This window comes from Cellulophaga baltica 18 (genome assembly GCF_000468615.2).
GTDB classification, from domain to species: domain Bacteria; phylum Bacteroidota; class Bacteroidia; order Flavobacteriales; family Flavobacteriaceae; genus Cellulophaga; species Cellulophaga baltica.
Genome location: NZ_CP009976.1, coordinates 4564641 through 4588877, shown reverse-complemented (window position 1 = coordinate 4588877; position 24237 = coordinate 4564641). Strand labels below are relative to the sequence as shown.

The following is a 24237-nucleotide window of genomic DNA, read 5'->3' as shown; positions in this document are numbered from 1 at the left end:
TTTTAAACTAGAAAAAGATGAAATTATTAAAAAACATAAATAATGCTATAGTCTTGTTCGCTGTTTTGGTAACAACAAGCGCATGTAATGACTATATAGAGGAAGATATTTACTCAGATATTACTAGTGAGAATTTTATTGATCAAGATAATGCCGATCAATTAGTGGTAGGTGTATATACAAGTATGCGTACGGTATATAGAGATTACACCTTTAAATTTGATGGTACCGATATTTTTGCGAATAAAGGAGACCTTTCTTCGCTTTCTGCAACCAATGATTATTTTAATTTAACGTCTAGTGCAGGGCAATCTGTTTGGGCAAATAATTATGGAGTTATTGGTAAAGCAAATTTTGTTATTAACCGTTATGAAAATCAAATAGAGTGGAGCGATTCTAATTTAGACGCTAGAGCATATGGTATTGCACAAGCAAAAGGCTTAAGAGGCCTGGCTTATTTTAATTTAGTACAACAATATGGTGGTGTGGTTCTTGAAGTAGAGGAAGCGCAGAGTATCCGTACTGATTATGTAAGATCTTCAGAGCAAGAAACATACAATCTTATTATTGCAGATTTGGAAGCAGCTATACCAGATTTGGAAGAAGCCCCAGAAACCGGACGTTTTTCTAAAAGAGCAGCCCAACATGTATTAGCAGACGTTTACCTTACTAGAGCCTATACTTCTTTTGGAGAAAGTACAGATTTCGCTACAGCAGCAGCATTAGCAGAAGAAGCAATTAATGGTTATGATATTAGAAGTCAGTCTTTTGCGGAGTTATTCGCTTATGACAATCAAGTAAATGATGAAGTGCTTTTTGCCATGCAATGGGGTACTAGTGGTTTTACAGCAGACAAGGATAACAATAAGCATTCGTTATTTATGAATCAAGTGGCTAATTATCCTGGTGTTAATAGAGCAACAACGCCATACGGGTTTAGTGATTTTTCAATGATGCCAACACCCTACTATTATTCTTTATTTGCGGCTAATGATAGTAGAGATGATGTTACTTTTCATAGAGCCATTTTAGCTGATGCAGATGATGAGCTAAAAGATGCTAGCGGAAATTTATTAGATATTATAGTGGCTGGAGATACCGTAGTGTACTATCCAAAAGTTGCTTTAGATGCAGCAGAATTGGTAGAGCATTTAGATCGTCATTGGGTATATCAACCAGATGAATATTTATTTGGAAGACCAGATGCTATAGCTGGTGTAAATTATTTGTACACTTTAAATGCAGAATTAACCAACTTTCCAATCTTCAAAAAGTTTGATGATGAAGATTTTAATGAAACAAGATTGGGAGCACGTGATACGTATGTATTTAGAGTAGCAGAAACTCATTTAATAGCAGCAGAAGCTTATTTAGGAGCAGGAAATTCTTCTCAAGCGTTATTTCATATCAATAGAGTACGTGAAAGAGCTACGGGTGTAGCTAATGAATATACGTCAATTACTATAGATGATATTCTTGATGAGCGTGCTTTAGAGCTTGCAGGGGAAGATAATAGATGGGCGATATTAAAGCGTACTGGTAAATTAGAAGAAAGAATAGCGCAATATAATCCGCAGGTTATAGATCACGGAGCTTTTGATGCGAGTATTCATTTATTACGTCCAATACCAGCTAGTGAACTTCAATTGTCTCCAGAGACAATGACTCAAAACCCTGGATACTAATTAACTAGAAGAATTAATTTTTAGTGATTTTAATTTTTTAGTCTATAGGCAGGCGAGAAATTGCCTGCCTATTTTTTAAAAATTCTATTCCCCTTTTTTAAGTCCTTTATAGATCAAAACTATGACTACTACTCCTTATAAAAAAAATGTGGCAATGACTTTATGTGCCATAGCTTTATTCCTATTTTTTTCATGTGCAAAACCTAATGCAAACCAGTATTTCTTACTTATTGGTTCTTCAGCTAATCCTGTTGAATTAGAGACCATTAATGATCTTAAAAAAGACTTGTCTAAGGTGGTAACGGAAGATATTTTTATTCTTACTGATGAAGACGAAGTACCAACGTCAGGGACAATTTTTGTTTTAGGGACAACAAGTTCTAATTCAATACTAAAAGAATTAGCTGCTGATAAAAAAATAACATTGTCTGCAGAATTGCCAGGATCAAGAGGAGGAATTTGGGCAAAAACAAACTTACAAAACGGACAAGAAGCAATCGTTATTGGCGGGTCTGATGTAGAGGGACTGCAATACGCAATTTATGATTACGCAAAAGAAATTTTAGGAATAGACCCTTTTGAATATTGGACAGGAAAAAAGCCTAGTGCCAAATCTAAAACGGCTATTTATAATTTTAAAGCTAAAACTATAGCACCCCCGAAAGTGCCCATTTTAGCCTATTTTGAAAATGATGTAGATGAATTAGCAAATTACAGAGGTAAACTTCTAGAATATGATTGGGAGAGTTATACCGAAATGATAAACTCTTTAGTGCGCTTACGTTACAATGCTATCCAATTTTTTGACATGTTGGGCAGGCCAGAATTTTATGTAAGACCTGAATATAAAAAATTAAACCCTGACTATCAGATAGATATTGATTATCTAGACAAGATGATAGACTATGCCAAATTAAAAGGTATGAAGATTCAAATAGATTTTGAATTAGGGTATCAAATACATCCAATGGATGAAAGTAAAGCAGAATGTTGGGCAACTTATAAAGAAGATTGGATCACTGCTTGGAAATATTATTTAGAAAAAACACCTTTAAGTAAGACCGATATTTATGTGCTGCGTCCTAGAAACCAGGTTTGGGATTGGGAATATAAGAGCTCTTGTGGCGAATCTAAAATTGATGTTTTTAATGAAGTCTACGAGGCCTTTGGCGCTCTTGTAGATCAATACAATCCGGAAGCTGTAAAAGTAGCCATCTGTTATAGTGATGGGATGGAAATGTTTAATGAAGGTTTCAATCCTCCAAAAGATTGGACCGTAGTTTGGTCAGACCATGGTTTTGGAACTTTTGACCATGAAATAAAAGATACAAAAGGATATGATTTTGGGACTTATATGCACGCAGGATACTGGCTAAACCATACCGTTCATAACCCTTATCCAAATCTCGTAGAAGCAGCCATGAAACATATGTTTGATACCTATGATGCGGATAAATACTGTTTAGTTAACGGTCAAAATTTTAGACCATTTCTTTTAAATTTAGAAGCCTACAGTGAGGTTTGTTATAACCCAGATACCTTTACCAGCGATGGTTTTTATAAAACTTGGACAGAGCGTTATTTTAGTCCCGAGGTAGCTAAGCATGCCGTTGCTTCAATGCAATATTTACATAAAGCACAAGAAGGTAGAAAAGGGTATGTAGAACATTTATGGGAAATTAGAGAAGCGGTCTCCTACCTTTCAAATGCTCCTATAGTACGCCCAGGAAAAACATCCATTCCTTTTGATTATGAACGTGTTTTAGGAGATTTAGAAAATACAGCAAAAACAAAATCATATTTAGAAAAAGCATTTAATGAAGCGGAGATAGGGTCTGAAAAAGTGAGTAAGAGTGATACTTTTTATCATTCCTATATTTTTCTTCCAGTACAATTATATTCAGATTTAATTGCATTTGAAACGGCACTTCATAAAATGGCAATGCTTAAAAGAAAATATGAAACTACACAGGATAAGAAGTTTCTAGCAGAAGCCATGACAATACTCCCAGAAGCAAGAAATAAACTTAAGATAGTTTTTGATCACAGAAGCTCGGGAGATCTAGATGACAAATGGAAAGATTGGTATTCTATTGCTATTCGCAGACAAAATAATGGTTTTCCAACCTATGAGATGTTAGATGCCATTGAGGCAAATCTTAAAAATATGACACTGTAAATCAAGGATAATGAGATTGATAAAAACACTTAAAACCAGCACTGCTTTACTAAGTATTTCTCTCCTTTTTCTTATGTCATGTAAAGAGGAACCAGAAAATACCTTAGCGACTACAACCGTTAAAGACGCGGTAGACTATACGGCAAAAGTATATCCATTATTAGATTCAGAGAATTCTAGATGGTTTTTCTTTTCGTCTGCAAACCGTCCTTTCGGAATGGTAAATTTAAACCCAGATACGCAAATAGGTGGCGCTTGGGGCAGTGGTTATCGCTACAAGACAGATACCATTAAAGGCTTCAGTCATATTCATGCCTGGCAATTATCGGGCATTTCGGTAATGCCTGTTACCATTAACGAGCATACCAAGGAAGCTATTTATACCGATTTTTATTCAAAGTTCAGCCATGAAAAAGAACAGATTACTCCAGGTTATCATTCATTAGAATTAGAGAGGTATCAAATTAAAACGGAATTAACCAGTACAAAAAGAGTTGGCCTACATCAGTATGAATTTCCAGATACAAGCAACAAGGCCATCTTATTTAATTTAAATACTGTACTAGGTCCTTGTGAAAATATAAAAGGATTGTTGGAGCAAAATACACCTAAGGAACTTTCTGGTAAATTAGTAATGACCCCTACGCATCGGAGGCCAAAGCCCGTTACTGTTTATTTTAAAGTAGTACTAGATACAGAGATAGCTTCTTTGGAACAAGATGAAGAAACCAAGAATTATCTTATCAATTTAAAAGATACAGCACGTTCTGTAACCATGAAAGTAGGTATTTCTTATACCTCAGTGGCCAATGCAACTACTAATATTGAGAAAGAATTACCAAACTGGGATTTTAATACTATTGTAGATGAGTCAAAAAAAGAATGGAATAATCTATTAAGTAGAATTGAAGTAAAAGGAGGCTCTGAAAAAGATCAAAGAAGATTTTATACAGATTTATGGCATGCGCTTCAGGGCCGTAGAATCATTAGTGATGTAAATGGCGCATACCCTGATAATACAGGAAAAGAATTTAGGGTAGGACAATTGTCTTTAGATGCTAATGGTAAACCAAAATTCAATCACTATAATTCAGATTCTTTTTGGGGAGCACAGTGGACTTTAAACACCTTATGGGGGCTTGTGTATCCTGAAATTATGGAAGAGTTTACGTATTCATTAATGCAATATTATAAAGATGGAGGACTCATCCCAAGAGGGCCATCAGGAGGGAATTATACCTATGTAATGACAGGAGCATCTGCGACTCCTTTTATAGTAAGTGCCATCCAAAAAGGTATTGTGAAAGATGATATAGAAGAGGTGTATCAAGCTTTAAAAAAGAACCATATGCGCAATGGTATTATGGGGAAAGCAGGGTATGAACATACTACAAACTTAGGAGGTGGTTTAAAATACTACATAGAAAATGGTTTTGTTCCTTACCCTATTCCTGAAGGAGATTTTGGGAGCCATCAAGATGGCGCAAGTATGACGATGGAATATGCATATCAGGATTGGACTTTAGCGCAATTGGCTAAAAAATTAAAGCACACGGAGGATTATGAGTATTTCATGAAAAGAGCATCAAATTATAAGAATGTTTTTGATACAGAAATAGGGTGGATGCGTCCAAAAAATGTTGAGGGAGAATGGAAAAAAGACTACGATCCGTACCAAGTTGAAAACGGCTTTATAGAATCAAACGGAGCGCAATCTACATGGTTTGTACCACATGATTTAAAAGGCTTGGCTTCATTAATGGGAGGAGAAGAAGCCGCCGTAGAAAAGTTAAATATTCAATTTGAAAAAGCAGAAAAATTAGGCTTTACGGCAGGATCATCTCACGCTCTTGAATTGCACCCTGAATATAGCAGAATTCCTATCAATTTTGGTAACCAACCCTCGATACAAACTTCATTTGTTTTTAATCAATTAAACAGACCAGACCTTACACAATTTTGGACACGTAAAGTAATTGCAAAAACGTTCAGTGGTTTATCACCATCAACAGGATATAATGGTGACGAAGATCAAGGTTTGATGGGGAGTTTAAATGTATTGCTTAAAATTGGTCTTTTTCAAATGAATGGCGGAACAGAAGAAAACCCTGAATACCAAATAGGAAGCCCCATTTTTGATGAAATAACGATTGCATTAAATCCAGCGTATTACGCAAACAGTTCTTTTAAGATAAAAACGATTAACAATAGCCCCGAAAATGTGTACGTGAATAGCGTAACATTAAACGGAAAACCTATAGATGCCTATAAAGTTTCACAAAGTGATGTTGTTACAGGAGGAGAATTACTATTAGAAATGTCTAATAAACCTACTAATTAAAATGAATTCTAAATATATACTTGTTGTAGTACTTTTTGTTTGTTTTTCAGCATTTTCACAGTTGAAAAATAAACCAGAACTCAACGAAGAGTTTATGGATATGGGCTTCGGAATTTTTGTGCATTGGAGTATGGATTCACAATTAGGGAGTGTTATTAGTCACTCTTTAGTGGGAGCTTCTGATGATTATGTAAATAAATATTTTAACGAGCTTCCTAAAACTTTTTATCCGGATAAATTCGATGCTGATGAATGGGCGCGCTTGTTTAAAGTAGCAGGTGCAGAATATGTTGTTTTTACAGCAAAACACCATAACGGATTCTGCATGTGGGATACAAAAACGACGGACTTTAATATTATGAATACGCCTTATGGTAAAGATATTGTTGGAGAATTAATAGCAGCATTGCGAAAGTATGACCTCAAAGTAGGCATCTATTTTTCTCCTGAAGATTTTAGTTTTATACATAAACAAGGACATTTAATTTCACGCAAGGGGCCAATGACGCAAATCTCAGCGAATAAAGAACTTTTTGAATACGATAAAACACAGGTTAAAGAACTCATTAATAATTATGGTCCTATCGATGTGATGTTTTTTGATGCTTTCGATGCAAAGTCAATGGCACAATATGTCCATGAAATAAACCCGGATATTGTGGTGACCAGAGGTGAAATGAGCACTCCAGAACAATCTATTCCTAGTGGTGCTATGCCTGGACCTTGGGAAACGTGTATGACGATGGGGACGCAATGGCAATACAAACCTACAAATGAAACCTATAAAGATGGTTCCGAGTTAATTGAGAAATTAATAGAAATAAGAGCTAAAGGAGGAAATTTCTTGATGAATATAGGGCCAAAACCAGATGGCGAAATTCCTATTGAACAAGAAGAGCGCTTGCGTGAAATAGCACTTTGGATGTATGTGAATGAAGAAGGGATAATAAATGTAAGACCCGTACCTACTATAGTAAAAGATGGTGCTATGTGGTTTACTAAAGGTAAAGATGAAAACACCGCATATGTGTTTATTACCGGGCAAAAAGATTGGTTTAAAGGTTTTAGAAGAAATTTTCTTTTGAAAAATATCAAATCAACGAAAAAGACCACTATTTCTGTACTAGGGCAGAATGATTTGGTGGTTGAGTATTGGCCAGAAAATACGCCGACGTCTCGGTTTATACAGCACAAAGACTTGTTAGAAATATCAATAAGTAGAGCGCAAAGGCTTTATAATGATAAGGTATGGCCAAACCCTATAGTAGTAAAACTAACGAATATAGAATTTATAAAGAAATAGGCGTTTTTGTTGCATCAACTTAAAACTAAAGACCAATGAAGAACGATGTTTGTGGTAGAAATTTTTATTTGAGTTTAGGTTTTGTAATTATTTTTATGAGTAGTGCCTTAGCCCAATCATCCGATAAAATGGACTGGTGGAAAGATGCCAAATTTGGTATGTTTATGCATTGGGGTTTATACTCGCTAACTGCTGGATATTGGGATGGACATGTAGCAAAAGGAAATGAGCATTTCATGATTCATGAAAAAATAGCGCTAAAAGAATATGCTACCATTGCAGATGATTTTAACCCCACTAATTTCAATGCAGAAAAATGGGTGCTTACCGCAAAGGAGGCAGGCATGAAATATATCATCATCACCTCTAAACACCATGATGGCTTTGCAATGTTTGATTCTCCATCAAACGATTATAATATAAAAAGTAGAACACCCTACGCCAAAGATCCTATGAAAGAATTGGTGGCCGCTTGCCATAAGCAAGACATGAAATTTGGGTTTTATTACTCTTTAGGTCGTGATTGGGAAGACCCTGATGTAGCAACAAATTGGCCGCATAAAGGTGGACGTAGTAATTTGGTAGATTTTCCAGATGAAGATATAAAAGTGTTTAGTCGGTATTTTGAGCGAAAAGTGAAACCACAGGTAAAAGAATTACTTACGCAATATGGAAAAATTGATGTTATGTGGTTTGATACTCCAGAATTGATTAGTTCTGAAGAAAGCAAAGAATTGCGAGCGTTAATACTTGATTTACAACCTCATTGTATTATAAACAGTCGTATTAAACATGGTTTTGGAGATTATAAAGTGACCGAGCAAGAAATTGTTGATGGCTTGGAAGTAGAACCTTGGGAAGCGTGTATTACCATGGGGAAAAACTGGGGATATATTGAGTATGATACCGTTTATAAATCTTCAGAGTTAATGACCAGACAACTTCTTGAAATTGTAAGTAAAGGAGGAAATTTATTATTGAATAACGGTCCAACTGCCAAAGGAGAAATTACAGATTTAGCGCAAGAACGATTAACTGAAATGGGTTCTTGGATCAAACAGAATGCTGAAGGCATCTATGGCTCTAAACCATGGAGCGTACAAAGTGAACGACTTACAGAAGTTGTTGAAAGCGTTGAGGAAACTAATGCTTCTCAGGAAGAAGATACCATGAAAGATAATTTGCATGATGGTACTTCTAAAGATATTTTTCCAGAAGTAATATTCACAACAAAGAATAACTTTATCTATGCCTACGTATGCAGTACCACTACCGCGGAAGTAACCATTGCAGCATTGGCGACAAAAAACGGAGCTAAAATAAAATCGGTGGCACCACTAAACAGTTCAAACAATGTAAAATGGAAGCAAACCAAAAAGGGTCTTACCATAAAAATGCCTGTGACTAGTAATCAAGTTATTCCTATTTCTGGTTTTAGAATTGAGTTAAAATAAAAAACGAATGCATAATTTTAGTTTTAGAATGATCGTAAAAAAGAGTTTCATAGTTGCTTTAATACTCCTTCCTGTCCTAGTTTTTTCACAGGAAAAATACACGTTTCAAAATCAAGAGTTGCCTCTTGAGACCAGAGTACATGATTTAGTAGCGCGCTTAACTATCGAAGAAAAAATTTCTATGATGGTTTCTACAGCCGAAGCAATTTCAAGGTTAGATGTAGAAAAATATTACCATGGTAATGAAGCATTGCATGGTGTGGTTAAAGGAGGGCGCTTTACGGTTTTTCCACAGGCTATTGCATTAGCAGCGACTTGGAACCCTGATTTAATTTATGAGGTATCTACGGCCATTTCTGATGAAGCTAGAGGTAAATGGAACTTCTACAACCAAGGTAAAGATCAAAAAAATGTCTATAGTGATTTGCTTACATTTTGGTCGCCAACGATCAATATGGCAAGAGATCCACGTTGGGGGAGAACACCAGAAACTTATGGTGAAGATCCTTATTTAACCAGTAGAATAGGAGTGTCTTTTGTAAAAGGTTTGCAAGGTGATGATGCAAAGTATTTAAAGGTGGTTTCTACACCAAAGCATTTTGTAGCTAACAACCAAGAAGATAACAGGTTTGCGTATAACGCTAAAATATCTGAAAAGTCATTACGAGAATACTATTTCCCGGCCTACAAAGCAACAGTACAAGAGGCGAATGCACAATCTATTATGAGTGCTTATAATGCCATTAACGGAGTACCTAGCACCGCGAATAGTTGGTTGTTAAATACGGTATTAAGAGAGGAATGGGGTTTTGAGGGGTATGTGGTGAGCGATTGTGGTGCGCCGACGTACATTGAAAAATCACACAAATATGTATCTACAAAAGAACAAGCAGCAAAAGTAGCACTAGAGGGTGGTTTAGATTTAGAATGTGGTGATGATATTTATGCGAAACATTTACTTACAGCCTATAATAAGGGTTTAGTACCTAAAGAAAGTATAGATAAAGCAATCACGAGAATTTTAACGGCACGTTTTAAATTAGGAATTTTTGATAGCACGGAAGGGAATCCGTACACTAAAATTTCTCCAGATGTTATAGGTTCAGAGGAACATCAAAATTTAGCATTAGAAACTTCAAGACAATCTATAGTACTGCTTAAAAATCAGAATAGCATATTACCTTTAGATTTATCAGAAAAGAAAAAAATAGCCGTAGTTGGTTTCAATGCAAATCAAGTTGTTTTTGGAGATTATAGTGGTCTCTCGGTAGTAAAACCAGTATCGCCTTTAGAGGGTATTAAAGCAAAAGTAGGTAGTAGCGCAGATATTACGTATGTAAAATGGAAAACAGCAGCTAGAAATTTAAACCTTATTGAGGCTGAAAATTTACGAAATGACCATAATGAGGAGACTGGCTTGTATGGAGAATATTTTGATGATAAATTCTTAGAAGGAACTCCGCAAACAAGAGTAGATAAGGTTGTTAATTTTGATCCTGTAAACAACCCACCAGATCCTTACACAAATTTTAGACATAAGTCTATGCGTTGGACAGGTTATATTACGCCTAACTTTTCAGGGACGTATAAGATTGGAGTTAATTCTGATGACGGCGTAAGAATGTGGTTGAATGAGGAGCTTGTTGTTGATGAATGGCACAATCGAGGAATGACTACAGATCAAGTAGAAATACCGATGGAGGCGGGAAAAAAATATGCCATCAAATTAGAATATTTTGATAACGGGGGCGATGCTATTTGCCAATTGTTATGGGAAGTACCAACCTTAACCGATGATTTGTATAAAGAAGATAAAGAGGTTGCTAGCGCTAGTGATTACGTCATTGCTGTTATGGGGATTAACAAGTCTATTGAAAAAGAAGGTAGGGATAGAACAGATTTAGAATTACCGGAAGATCAAGTGAACTACCTAAAAGAGATTTATGCCGAAAATAAAAATATCATCGTGGTTTTAGTAGCAGGGAGTTCTCTGGCTATAAATTGGATGGATGAACATGTACCAGCAATAGTAGACGCATGGTATCCAGGAGAAGCTGGTGGTACTGCCATTGCGGATGTGTTATTTGGTGATTATAACCCCGCGGGTAGATTGCCTTTTACCTTTTACAAATCGGTAACAGACTTGCCAGATATGGATGATTATGAAGTGTCTAATGGAAGAACTTATATGTATTTTGAAGGTGATGTCTTGTATCCTTTTGGATACGGATTGAGCTACACAAAATTTGAGTATGATAAGCTCAAGGTAAAATCAAAGGCTGATAAAATTACAGTAACAACAACTGTAAAAAATATTGGAAAGTATAAAGGGGATGAAGTTGTGCAGTTATATTTTAAAGCGATACATCCTTCAGAGAAAAGACCTCTTAAAAAATTGATAGGCTTCAAAAGAGAATCTTTGGAGGTAGGGGCCTCTAAAACAATCACCTTTGATGTTTCTAAAAAGGAGCTTGAATTCTGGGATGAAAAAACAAAAAAGTGGACTTTTGAAGAAGGTGATTATGAATTTATGATCGGAGCTTCTTCTAAGGATATTAGGGTACAAAAAACAAAAGCAATCAAATAATGAATTTCTCGATCTCATACGTTCGTAGTGTTTTAGCACTTTTGGTTTTCACCCTAATCGGGTGTAAGAGTAACATAGTTAGGCTGAATGATATTCAAGTTATAGGCAGCCATAACTCTTATAAAATAGCGATAGAAAAGCCTTTGTATGATTATTTGTATAGCCTTGAACCTGAAAAAATAGAAGGGTTACAATACGGACATATATCATTAGAACAACAATTAGATTTAGGACTGAGGAATTTAGAACTAGATGTTTTTCATGATCCACTAGGGGGGCACTTTTCATATCCAAAAGGATTAGAAATCATAAGGTCTCTAGGAAAAGAGTCTTTGGCTTTTGATGTGGAAGAAAAATTAAAAGTACCAGGGCTTAAAATGTTTCATGTACAAGATATTGATTTTAGAAGTCATGATTTACTCTTTAAAGACGGACTCCAATCTTTAAAAAAATGGTCTGATAAACATCCAGAGCATACACCAATTGTTATTTTAATGAATACAAAAGACCAAAAGGTTCCGCAAACAAGAACGCCTTTAGTTTTTGGTAAAAATGCCTTAGATAGTTTAGACCTAGAAATTAGAAGTGTTTTTCCTTTGGATAAATTGATCACTCCAGATTTTGTTCGTGGTGATTTTAAAACCTTAGAAGAAGCTATTTTAACGGTTGGTTGGCCTAAACTAAAGAATCTAAGAGGCAAGTTCTTATTTGTTTTGGATGAAAAGGAGGAGAGAATTAATGACTATTTAGTAGATCACCAATCTTTAAAAGGAAGAGTCCTTTTTGTAAACAGTAAGGAAGGCAACCCTGAAGCAGCCTTTAGAATAGTAAATAACCCCGTTAAAGATTTTGAATATATTAAAACATTAGTAGCCAAAGGGTATATGGTACGCACGCGAGCAGATGCGGCCACAAAAGAAGCACGTACGAACAATTACAAGAAATTTAAAATGGCAGAGGCTTCTGGAGCACAAGTAATTTCTACAGATTATTATGTGCCGTCTACCTTATTTACTTCTGAGTATAAAGTGATTTTTGAAGACGGTACCTATGAAAGAATTAAAAAATAAAAGTATGTTTAAATATCTAGGAGTACTATTGGTTTGTTTTCAGGGGGCTGTTGTAATGGCGCAAGAGATTAAGAAGGCAGAATTCTCAATTGTTGATGAAAGCAACACTGTAACTATACTAATCGATAAAAAAGATGCAAAAGTAGTCTCTATTGCAGCAACTATTTTTGCAAATGATGTTTTAAAAGTAACCGGGAAAAAGCCAGTAGTAGGTTCTAAAGCTCAGTTAACTTCTTCAGCTATCATTGCGGGGACTATCGGTAAAAATACCATGATAGATAAATTGATTGCCTCGGGGAAGCTAGACGTTTCTGAGCTTCAAAATCAATGGGAACGTTATGCAATTCATAGTATTGAAAACCCAAGTAAAGGCATAGATAAAGCTTTAGTCATTGTAGGTAGCGACCGTAGAGGTACCGCTTATGGGATTTTAGAATTGTCTAGAAAAATAGGAGTATCTCCTTGGGAATGGTGGGCAGATGTAACACCAGAAAAGAAAGACGTACTTTCTGTTAGTATTCATAATACGGTGTCTAAAAGTCCGTCTGTAAAATATAGAGGGGTATTCTTAAATGATGAAGATTGGGGCTTACAACGTTGGGCAGCTTTAAATTTTGAACCAGAAACAGGGGATATAGGTCCTAAAACGTATGCTAAAGTTTTTGAATTGTTATTGCGATTAAGAGCCAATACTATTTGGCCTGCCATGCATTCGAGTACAAAACCATTTTATTCGTATCCTGAGAATAAATTTGTGGCAGATGATTATGCCATAGTGATAGGCACATCACATGCAGAGCCTATGTTGAGTAACATTAATACAGAATGGAAACATGATAAAATGGGCGAGTATCGGTATGATACTAATTCAGAAACTATTAAAAATCTATTTACGAAAAGAGTAAAAGAAACAGCAAAATTAGAAGGTATTTACACTACGGGAATGCGTGGGGAACATGATTCGCCTATGATTGTTGGTGAGGATGATACAGATGCACAGGTTCATTTATTAGAGCGTGTCATTACAGATCAACGGGCCATATTAAAAAAGGAAACTAAAAAGAATCCAACAGCTATTCCACAGGCATTTGTACCTTATAAAGAAGTATTAAATTATTACCAAAGCGGATTAAAATTACCAGAGGATATTACGCTGGTATGGACGGATGATAATTACGGATATATGCGTCAATTAAGCACTCCAAAAGAACAAAGAAGACCGGGTGGGGCAGGAGTATATTACCATACTTCATATTGGGGAAGACCACATGATTATTTATGGCTGAATTCTACCAACCCTGTTTTAATGTGGGAAGAAATGTCTAAAGCTTATGAGTTTCAATCGCGTGATATTTGGATTTTGAATTGTGGCGATATTAAACCTCACGAATATAATATGGAGCTATTTTTAGACATGGCTTGGGATATGGATAACTTTGAAAAGAGTGCTTCCGTGAAAACACATATGCAAAGTTGGGCAGCACGTGAATTCGGAAAAGAAACGGCCGCTGAAATTACCGAGGTGTTATTCGAAAATAACCGCCTAGCCTACATCAGGCGCCCAGAATTTATGGCTTGGAGTCAGGTAGAACCTGTGACAAAAGAAGGGGAAACAGAATTAACGCAGTACCATTATGGCGATGAGGTTTCAGAACGTATTAAGAGCTATGAAACTATTATTGAAAGGACAGAAAGTTTATATGCAGATATAGCTGATCATAGAAAAGATGCTTTTTATCAACTCGTGTATTATCCTATCATTGGAGCATCAAAACTAAACCAGAAATGGCTGTATAGTTTTAAAAATAAATTTACAGCAAAGCAAGGCAGGCAGAGTGCCAATGCTTTTGGAGCTTTGTCAAAAGAAGCCTACCATCGTATAGAAAAAGAAACGACGTATTACAATACAAAACTTCAAAACGGAAAGTGGAATCATATCATGACCATGGCCCCTAGATTTTTACCTGTTTTTGCGCAACCTGCAACATCAACTGTGCAAACAGATCAAAAAGTAAAATTAGGCTTGGCTTTAGAAGGGTATCAGATGGAAGTTAATGATGAGATCATAAACAGTTATGCAGATGTTTTGCCTGTATTTAATAGCTATACGAATAGCACTTATTTTATTGATGTCTTTGTAGAAGGTGAGGGGGAAGTAGATTGGGTAGCGATACCAAAGGTAGATTGGATAAAATTATCAGAAGATAAAGGGACCTTACATTCCGAACATCTAGAAAAACGTATTTGGGTAAGTATCGATTGGACTAAAGTGCCAAAAGGAGAGAACAAAAAAGAAGCTCCTCTAGGTCATGATTTTCAATTGATTCCACCAAGTTTTAAAGTAAATAGTGCTATAGATTTTAGATCGGAAGGAAAAACAACAACGATAGGAGTTTCAGTTTATAATCCTGAATTTGATGCTTTAGAAAACTACAAAGGTTTTGTAGAAGACAAAGGGTATGTATCCATAAATGCGGAGAATTACACGCGAAAACAAGCAGGTAATGAAGCAGATTGGCAGTTGTTTGAGGGTATTGGTTATACGAACAAGGTAATTACGGCTTTGCCTAGAAATGCAACGCCAAATGTAACTTTAGAGGCCATTAAGGCAAATAGCCCTGTTTTAGAATATGACTTTTATACTTTTAACTTTGGAGAAGTAGCTGTAAATTTACAAGCAGTGCCCACCCATGCGCCACATGCTGGGATTGGCGTACGTTGTGCTGTTGCTATAGATGATGCATCACCGGTTTTAGTAGATTTTCAGACCATAGGACGCAGTGATGAATGGAAAGAGAATGTACTTAAAAATGCATCCGTAAAATCTACTAAGCAAATAGTAAATAAAGCAGGGAAACATACCTTGAAAATATGGATGGTAGACCCTGGAGTACTAATAGATCAAGTGTTGATAGATTTAGGAGGATGGAAAAAGAGCTATGCGTTTCCGAAAGAAACAGCCAAAAAATAAATAGTTTGTTATTAAAAATAATAGGGCGGAGTAGTCTAGTAGTCTTACTATTTTCAATACTTTCTTGTGCAGATAAGACTGTTGGAAAAAGTGTCGAGAATGTTCAGATTGCTTTTATAGCAGATGCGCATTTTCAAGATATTTATGCACATTTTGAAGATGCCGACTATCAAGGGATTAACATTCCAAATACGGAAACCTTTGTGAATATCAGGACGATGAATGCACAATTAAAGTCCACCAGAATATTCAACGAAAACTACTTTGCATTTATAGAAGCTTTAGAGGATATCGCTGCTAGAGGAATTAAATATGTTGCCTTACCTGGAGATTTTAGTGATGACGGGCAACCTGTTCATGTAAAAGGGCTGCGTAAAATATTGGATACCTATACTAAAAAGCATGGAATGTTCTTCTTTGCAACAACCGGGAATCATGATCCTGTAAAACCATTTACCCAAGAAGCGGGTAAATCAGATTTTTTAGGAATAGGAGGTAGGGAACAAATAATTACTAGCGCTGTTACTAATTTAAAGGAACCTGTAGCGGGAGAACTAACACCAATTATCACCTCAGAAATTAAAAAATGGGGCTATGAGGATATTTTGAATGAAATGTCTTCTTTTGGGTTTTACCCACAGAAAGAATATGTGTATTGGGAGACCCCATTTGCTACCTATGCCTATGAAGATTATAGTTTTGATAAAGCAAAATCGGCATCAGTTTTACAACAAAGAACATACCCTATTGATGCTTATAATGTACATCCTGATGCTAGTTATTTAGTAGAACCTACTGAGGGTGTTTGGCTGTTGGCCATAGATGCCAACGTATATGTCCCAAATAAAGAATTAACAGAAGCATCTACAAACCCAAAAGATTTTTCAGGCGCGAGTATCGGGTATAATAATGTGCTTTTGCAAAAGTCTCATTTAATCTCTTGGGTTAAAAAGGTAGCGGCACTAGCAAAGCAAAAAGGGAAAGTCTTAATTGCCTTCAGCCATTATCCTATGGTAGATTTTAATGATGATGCTTCTTATGAACTTAAACAACTTTTTGGTGCTACTAAAATGCAACTACACCGTGTTCCAAAGGAAGAAGTGGCACAAACTTTTGCAGATGCCGGTCTACAAATTCACTTTGGTGGCCATATGCATATTAACGATACGGGGGTGAGAACAAGTGATCAAGACAATACTTTGTTCAATATACAAACACCCTCTTTAGCAGCTTATGCTCCTGCCTATAAAATCTTAACCATTAAGTCTACATCCCAGTTTGAAGTAGAAACGGTGGTTATCACGTCAGCTGAAAAATTCAACAGTTTGTTCCCATTATATGAGCAAGAATATGCCTATTTAAAAGAATCAGGAGCAACAGGGGTTTGGGATAAAGATATATTGACGACTAAAAATTATAGGGATTTTACAAAGTGGCATTTGAAAGAATTAGTGCGATTACGATTTTTACCAGACGATTGGCCTGTTGAATTTTCAGAAGCCATGCTGAATAAGTCAGGAAAAGAACTGTTAGTAGAGAATTCTAATGATCTTGAACGTATCAAGTTGCAATTAGAAGCGCAAAACATACGCCTTGAAGAATTTAACTCTTGGTCCGGATGTGATATGATTTACGATTTTTATAAATTAAGGAGCGCAGATGAGCTAGCCTTAGGGGATATTAGTCCTGATCGTTTAAAACAGTATGCGATTGTCTGTCAGGAGTTTAAGAAATCTAAAAGCACAGCATACCAACTTTGGGCTCAAATTTTTGTAAAAACGAGGAAAGGAGAACCTTCAGATCATTTTACTATAGATCTAAAGTCTAACAAAATTACCAGAATAGTACCTAAATAGTAAAGGCTTGTTTCATTTAGCTTTTGTAAATTTAGACATCACTCAACTCAAGTATTAAAATCAATCTATGCGAAACATTGTTGCGATAACATTCTTTGCACTATTTTCGGTTTTGTGCAGTACAGCGCAGAATATAAAATTTGAACATTATAACGATGACAGCGGATTATCGCATAACTCCGTACGCCATATTGTCCAAGATAAATATGGTTTTCTTTGGCTAGGAACCTTCTCTGGCCTTAATAGATTTGATGGCTACGAGTTTAAATCTTACTTGAGTACCTCTACAGGAAACAATAAGATATACAATGATGATATAACGGCATTAGTTCTAGATGAAGACGCCCATAATTTATGGATTGGGACTAGAAACGGATTAACATTATTTAAAACCGATACTCAGGCCTTTACAACATACCTCCCAGATAAGAATGATCCGAATAGCTTACCAGATGCAGAAATAAGATCTGTATACGTAGATAAGTTCAAGCGGGTTTGGGTTGGAACAAAAACCAAAGGCTTATATATTTTTAATGTTGATGACGGTAGTTTTAAGAAAATTGAAATTGCTAATTTCAATTATGTAAAAGAAATTTTCGAAGACAAAAAGGGCTATATCTGGATAGGGAGTTATGATACGGGTGGCGTTGCAAAGATTACATTAAACGCACAGGGAGAAATTTACCAAACCGTAACCTATACCCTTGCTATTCCCAATTCTATTGAAAAAAACCCGTACTTAAATTTTATTTATGAGGATGCTAAATCTGATATTTTTATAGGAACACGAGAAGGCCTTTATAAATTAAACAGTGCGGCTAATGAGTTCGTAAATCTTGAGATTGATGACCTAGAGATTAGAGACAGTTTGGGGCCTTATTTTTTATCGGTAATACAAGCGCCAGATGGTAAGTATTGGTTAGGAACCTTAGGTGGTGTAATTGTTTGCAATCAATTAGAAGATATTAGCAAAGGGGCTTTCAAATGGTATTATTCCGTCTTGCCAGATGATAATTCTTTAGTAGATAATTTAGTTTCTGCTTTGTACTTTGATGCCTCCGGAGTTTTATGGATAGGAACAGAAGACGGCCTAGATAAATATGACCCGTATGAAAATCAATTTAATATCAATAAGGATATTTCATTGCATATTAATAATCAGGTTCCTAGAATTCGCGGGTTTAATAAAACATATGATGCGAAGGTTATTGTAGCCACGCGGCATAACGGGTTGTTCATTTCAGAAGAGGATAGCTTTATCCCGTTGTATAACAATCAAAAAGATATTGCCAGTATTTATTCTTTAGATGGCGAAGTGTTTTATTGTGGCTTATGGAACGGTAAACTATTGGTATATGATTATAAAAAGAACACCTCTACAGTTGTCAATGTGGGCTTTGAGCAATCACCTATTTTTGCTTTTGAAAATTTAGGAGATAATCAATTATTAGTAGGTTCTTTTGGAGAAGGGGCCGTCGTTTTTAATACCAAAACCTTAGAAAAACAAGCAGGTACCAATGTCTTGTTGAAAGGGTATCAAATTAATGAGATTGTAAAACAGGCAGATGAATACATCTGGTTTGCGACAGAGACCGGTGTGGTTAAATACAACCGAAATTTAAATTCGTTTACATACTACAAGACATCAGCTACGGATGAGGAAAGCCTGCCACATGATAATGTCAGTGATATCATGTTTGATAAGGAAGGAAGGCTATGGGCAGCGACAAGACAGGGTATAAGTTGGTACCAGCCTAAAACAGATAATTTTAAAGCACTCAGGAGCCCAAAAGAACTTGAAGGAAAATGGATAACCGATATGCTCACCGACGCCAATGGTGATCTATGGTTAAACATGAATAATAATAGTGTTGCAAGACTAAAATCTGATTTAAAAAACTATAATATTTATAATGTGAATAGTGGTAATCGATTAGATGTATTTAGTTCTAGCGGTTTTTATAATTTTGGGAATTCTAATATTTATTTAGGAGGTAAAAACGGAATTATTTATTTCTCACCATATACCATTAGAGAAAATCAAATAGCTCCAGAACCGGTAATTACAGAGTTTAAAATCCAAAATGAAGTAGTATATCCTGGAACAGAAATTAATGATCAAACTCCCTTAGAAAAAGATATAAATGATAGTAAGAATATTACTTTAAATTATAAAAACAGAAACTTTTCACTCCAATTTTCGGCACCTTCTTATGCGAATGAAAAGCTAAATAAGTTTGAGTACATGTTAGAAGGTTTTGATGAGAATTGGATTGCGACCACGAGTAATTCAAGGACCGTACAGTACACCAATTTATTTCCTGGCGATTATGTTTTTAAAATAAAATCTAGCAATAGTGATGGTTTTTGGAGTGATGAAGTGTCTTACCTTATTAAAATAGAACCGCCTTTTTGGCTCACCTACCAAGCATTACTTTTAGTTTTCGTACTTCTAATTAGTATAGGTTATTTAATTAGAAGAGATATGAAAAATAGACTTCGATTAAAACAAGAATTAGTCACGGAAAAAGTAAATAGAGAGCGTGATGTAAAATTGAATAATGAGAAGCTCCGTTTTTTTACCAATATCTCGCATGAACTAAGAACACCTTTAACGCTAATTTTAGGCCCGGCAAAACAATTGCTAGAAGAGGCAAATGAGAATAGTAGTGATTATCAAAAAAGCAGGTTTAATCTTATTCATCAAAATGCGAGTAGACTCTTAAATTTAGTGAACCAAGTGCTCGATTTTAGAAAAGCACAAACAGGAGAATTAAAGCTGAAAGTTTCTAAAACGGACATCCTCCTATACACAAAAAACACTTTTGATTCTTTTAAAGAGTTTGCGTATAATAAAAATATAGAGCTGAATTTTAATAGTGAGCACGAAACTCTTTTTGGTTGGATAGATAGAGATAAGTATGATAAAATATTATACAATTTATTATCTAATGCGATAAAATTCACCAATAAATATGGGCATGTAGATGTTTTTATTAGACTTAAAGGAGAGGCTAGCGAAGTCCTGGTTATAGAAGTGAGTGATGATGGTATCGGAATCCCTTTAAAAAGTCAGGAGAAAATTTTTACGAGGTTTTATCAAGCCACAAATAGTAAAGAAAACAATACAGGTTCCGGTATTGGTTTATCCTTAGTAAAATCTCTTGTAGAATTACATAAAGGAACCATAAGGGTTTCTAGTGAATCTAATCAAGGGAGTATATTTACTTTTGAGATTCCAGTAGGAAGAAAGAGTTATTCTAAAAAAGAAGTTTTTGAGTTTGTTTCTAATATTGCGGAAGAAGAGGCTATGCCATTCGTTCCCCAGAAGAAAATTACGACCAATACAGAGATCAAAGAGAAAATTCTGGTTATAGAAGATAATACGGAATTAAGGAAATACCTAATAGATTATCTCTCTGATTATTACAAGGTGTATGAAGCAGAAAATGGCGAAGAGGGCTTGAAGATTTGCAGAAAAATAAAGCCTATGCTTTGTGTTGCAGATGTTATGATGCCGATTATGGGCGGACTAGAATTTTGTAATGAATTGAAGAACGATGAATTTATAAGTCATATTCCAGTAGTACTCTTAACGGCTTTATCTGAGAATGAAGACAAGGTAAAAGGCTATGATGTAGGCGCCGATGCTTATTTGGTAAAACCATTTGACCCCTCGTTACTAAAATCTGTTATCGTAAACATCATCAAAACACGCTTAGAATTAAAATCTAAGTTTTCGGATGAGGTAGAAAGTGAAGTAGGCTTGCTTACGCACTCTCCAATAGATAAGGCTTTGATGGAACAAATTACTACCTTAATTGAAGAGAATTTAGATAAGGCAGATTTGACGACTACGTATCTATGTCAAGAATTAGGAATGAGTTCTTCTAAATTATACCGAAAAATTAAGGAGCTAACAGATTTAGCACCTAATGAATTTATAAGAACCATCCGCTTAAAGAAATCTGCACAATTATTAAAAACTAAAAAGTACAATGTCTCTGAGGTTACAGATTTAATAGGTTTTAATGATCCATTGTATTTTAGCCGTTGTTTTAAAAAGCAATTTGGTTTTCCGCCGAGTAAGTTGTTAAAATAGAGGATCTTATATTTTAATGTCTTTCCTAAAAATCCATGTTTTTGGTGTTTTAGTCCATTGGTCTACAGTATTTATATTTTAAATTGCCTAGTGTAATTATGGTTTTAATTACATAGACTCAACATTTAAAACTAAAGATCGTAATGGAAGAATCATTGAATAGCAATCATAAAAATCCAATGGATAACATTGATGATTGGGAAGATAACTTATTAGAACGTTATCCTGATCCTGTAGAAACTGTAAAGGAAAAAGAAGAGTTCAGAAATTATGTAGATTCAGAACGCTTAGATACCGTAAAGGAATTCTATAGAATTAACCATCAATACCAGACCTATGATTTTGTTTGTGAGAAGGAAAAAGAATTTTTAAAGTTTGATAGAAAAGAAATGTCTATTTGGGAAGCTGTAGACTTTTTAAATACATTGGTAGATGATAGTGATCCAGATATAGATCTAGATCAATTACAACACCTTTTACAGACTTCAGAGGCTATTAGAGCAGATGGTCATCCAGACTGGTTTGTACTTACTGGCTTTATTCATGATTTAGGTAAAATTTTATGTCTTTTTGGAGAACCACAATGGGCAGTGGTAGGAGATACTTTTCCTGTGGGCTGTGCTTTCTCTGACAAAATTGTATATCCAGATTTTTTCGCAGCTAATCCGGATGCTACAGATGAACGTTACAATACTAAATATGGTGTTTACGAACCAAACTGTGGCTTAGATAAGGTTAAAATGAGCTGGGGTCATGATGAATATTTATATCAAATCATGAAAGATTATTTACCAGAACCTGCGCTATATATGATACGGTACCATTCATTTTACTCGCAACATAGAGAAAATGATTACCTACATTTAATGACAGATAAGGATGTTGAATTATTTGAATGGGTAAAAAAGTTTAACCCTTATGATTTATATTCAAAAGCACCAGTACCACCAAATGCGAAAGAATTATTACCGTATTATAAGGAATTAGTCGCAAAATATATCCCTGAAAAGTTGAGTTTTTAAGTTGTGTTATTTTAAATTTTGCAATGCTCTAGCAATTTTTTACTAGAGCATTTTTTTGCTTTTTATTTTCTAACCTAACTCACTATCTCATGTATACCGCTATCACCTTTATTGCTTTTACGGCTTTTGTTGCATTTTATTCATGGTTTAAACTCCGAAAAGAAAAACTAGACTCAAAAGATGGGTATTTTCTTGGGGGTAGAAGTTTAACGGGGGTTGTCATTGCAGGATCCATGTTACTAACCAATATATCTACAGAACATTTAATTGGGATGAATGGTTCTTCCTATAAAAACGGATTTATTATTATTGCGTGGGAGGTAACCTCTGCTATTGCCTTAGTGGTTGCCGCTATTTATTTTGTTCCTAAATATTTAAAAATGGGCTTAACCACCATTCCAGAATATTTAGAAAAAAGATTTGATAGTACTACCAGAACCTTGGTGGCGCTATTTTTAATGGTATCATTTATTGTAACCTTACTTCCCATAGTACTTTATACGGGTGCTATCAATATTGAAAGTATCTTTAATATTTCTGAAGTTTTAAATGTCTCTAAAGAACAAGGCCTTTGGATTACCGTAGTTTCTATTGGTGTCCTAGGATCTATCTATGCCATTTTTGGAGGCTTAAAGGCAGTGGCTGTTTCAGATACGATTAATGGGTACGGTTTACTTATTGGCGGATTAGCCATCCCGATCATAGCATTGGTAAGCATTGGTGATGGTAATCCAATAGCGGGTTTAACCAAAGTATATAACCATAGTCCAGAAAAATTTAATGTAATAGGCGCTAAAGATTCGGTACTACCCTTTGAGGTACTCTTTACGGGGTTGATTATTAATCAATTATATTTTTGGAGCATGAACCAAACCATTGTTCAGCGTGCTTTAGGAGCTAAAAATTTAGTAGAAGCTCAAAAAGGATTATTGTATACCGGTGTTTTGAAAATACTAGTACCTATAATTATTATCCTTCCCGGGGTCATCGGGTTTTACTATTTCGGAGATTCTTTATATGACAAACAAGATATGATCTATCCAGAACTGATAAAAAAGGTGCTTCCTATAGGTCTTGTCGGTATTTTTGCAGCCATAGTTATGGGGGCTGTTTTAAGTACTTTTAATAGTGTGTTAAATAGTGCAGCAACTATATTTAGTATCGATGTGTATAAACGTCATTTTGGAAGAAATGCTATAGATAAAAAACTCGTTAAAATTGGAAAGCTTACTTCTGCAGTTTTAGCCGTTTTCGCTATTCTTGTGGCGCCAATGGTGGCCAATGCACCAGATGGTTTGTATCAACTTTTACAACAATTAAACGGAATCTTCTTTATCCCGATTGCATCAATTATGTTAGCAGGCTTTTTTCTAAAAAAAATATCGGCGACTGGTGCGAAGGCTGCATTATTTATAGGTTTAGCCTTCTATATTCTGACCACTTTTGTTTTTAAGCTTAATATACATTTTGTGCACCTCTGGGGAATAGAATTTGTATTAAATGTTATTGTAATGTTTGCAGTTTCTTATTTCTACCCCAACCATAAGAAAAGTGTTGAAGAAGAACATGATTATGTAGAAATGAAAGAATGGAAATATACAAAACCAATGGCAATAGCACTTTGTGTGATTACGATTTTAATTTACGTGCTATTAGGAACTAACTAA

At 35.2% G+C, this 24237-nt stretch carries 12 protein-coding genes; all 12 read left to right on the top strand.

Translation table 11 applies throughout. The features are described 5' to 3' along the window. Window positions 1–17: 17 nt before the first annotated feature. Complete coding sequence (locus M666_RS19670; protein WP_029445509.1) at window positions 18–1685, top strand: RagB/SusD family nutrient uptake outer membrane protein; 1668 nt, start codon at window positions 18–20, stop codon at window positions 1683–1685. 121 nt (window positions 1686–1806) lie between these two features. Continuing rightward, a complete protein-coding gene (locus M666_RS19665) occupies window positions 1807–3864 on the top strand; it encodes a glycosyl hydrolase 115 family protein (RefSeq protein ID WP_029445510.1) in 2058 nt (685 codons plus the stop codon). 10 nt (window positions 3865–3874) lie between these two features. Beyond that, window positions 3875–6205: a GH92 family glycosyl hydrolase gene (locus M666_RS19660; protein WP_029445511.1), complete on the top strand. Its 2331-nt coding sequence runs from the start codon at window positions 3875–3877 to the stop codon at window positions 6203–6205. Between the two features lies 1 nt (window position 6206). Then, on the top strand, window positions 6207–7508 hold the full coding sequence (locus M666_RS19655) for an alpha-L-fucosidase (protein ID WP_029445512.1): 1302 nt from the start codon (window positions 6207–6209) through the stop codon (window positions 7506–7508). Between the two features lie 35 nt (window positions 7509–7543). Next, window positions 7544–8962 carry an alpha-L-fucosidase gene (locus M666_RS19650; protein ID WP_029445513.1) on the top strand — a complete coding sequence of 473 codons (1419 nt, stop codon included), beginning with the start codon at window positions 7544–7546 and terminating at the stop codon, window positions 8960–8962. 7 nt (window positions 8963–8969) lie between these two features. Further along, on the top strand, window positions 8970–11549 hold the full coding sequence (locus tag M666_RS19645; RefSeq protein WP_226989935.1) for a glycoside hydrolase family 3 protein: 2580 nt from the start codon (window positions 8970–8972) through the stop codon (window positions 11547–11549). Next, window positions 11549–12619, top strand: coding sequence for a phosphatidylinositol-specific phospholipase C1-like protein (locus M666_RS19640; protein WP_082007938.1), 1071 nt, complete (start codon window positions 11549–11551; stop codon window positions 12617–12619). The genes M666_RS19645 and M666_RS19640 overlap by 1 nt, the downstream gene beginning before the upstream one ends. 4 nt (window positions 12620–12623) lie before the next feature. Next, window positions 12624–15590, top strand: coding sequence for a glycosyl hydrolase 115 family protein (locus M666_RS19635; RefSeq protein ID WP_158400261.1), 2967 nt, complete (start codon window positions 12624–12626; stop codon window positions 15588–15590). Window positions 15591–15595: 5 nt separating this feature from the next. After that, window positions 15596–17446, top strand: a complete 1851-nt coding sequence (locus M666_RS19630) for a metallophosphoesterase family protein (RefSeq protein WP_052206698.1) — start codon at window positions 15596–15598, stop codon at window positions 17444–17446. Window positions 17447–17513: 67 nt separating this feature from the next. Further along, on the top strand, window positions 17514–21548 hold the full coding sequence (locus M666_RS19625; protein ID WP_029445518.1) for a hybrid sensor histidine kinase/response regulator transcription factor: 4035 nt from the start codon (window positions 17514–17516) through the stop codon (window positions 21546–21548). A 143-nt stretch (window positions 21549–21691) separates the two neighbouring features. Next, window positions 21692–22570 carry an inositol oxygenase family protein gene (locus M666_RS19620; RefSeq protein ID WP_029445519.1) on the top strand — a complete coding sequence of 293 codons (879 nt, stop codon included), beginning with the start codon at window positions 21692–21694 and terminating at the stop codon, window positions 22568–22570. Between the two features lie 89 nt (window positions 22571–22659). Then, the gene (locus M666_RS19615; RefSeq protein WP_029445520.1) at window positions 22660–24237 is read left to right on the top strand and encodes a solute:sodium symporter family transporter; all 1578 of its coding nucleotides are present in this window, start codon (window positions 22660–22662) and stop codon (window positions 24235–24237) included.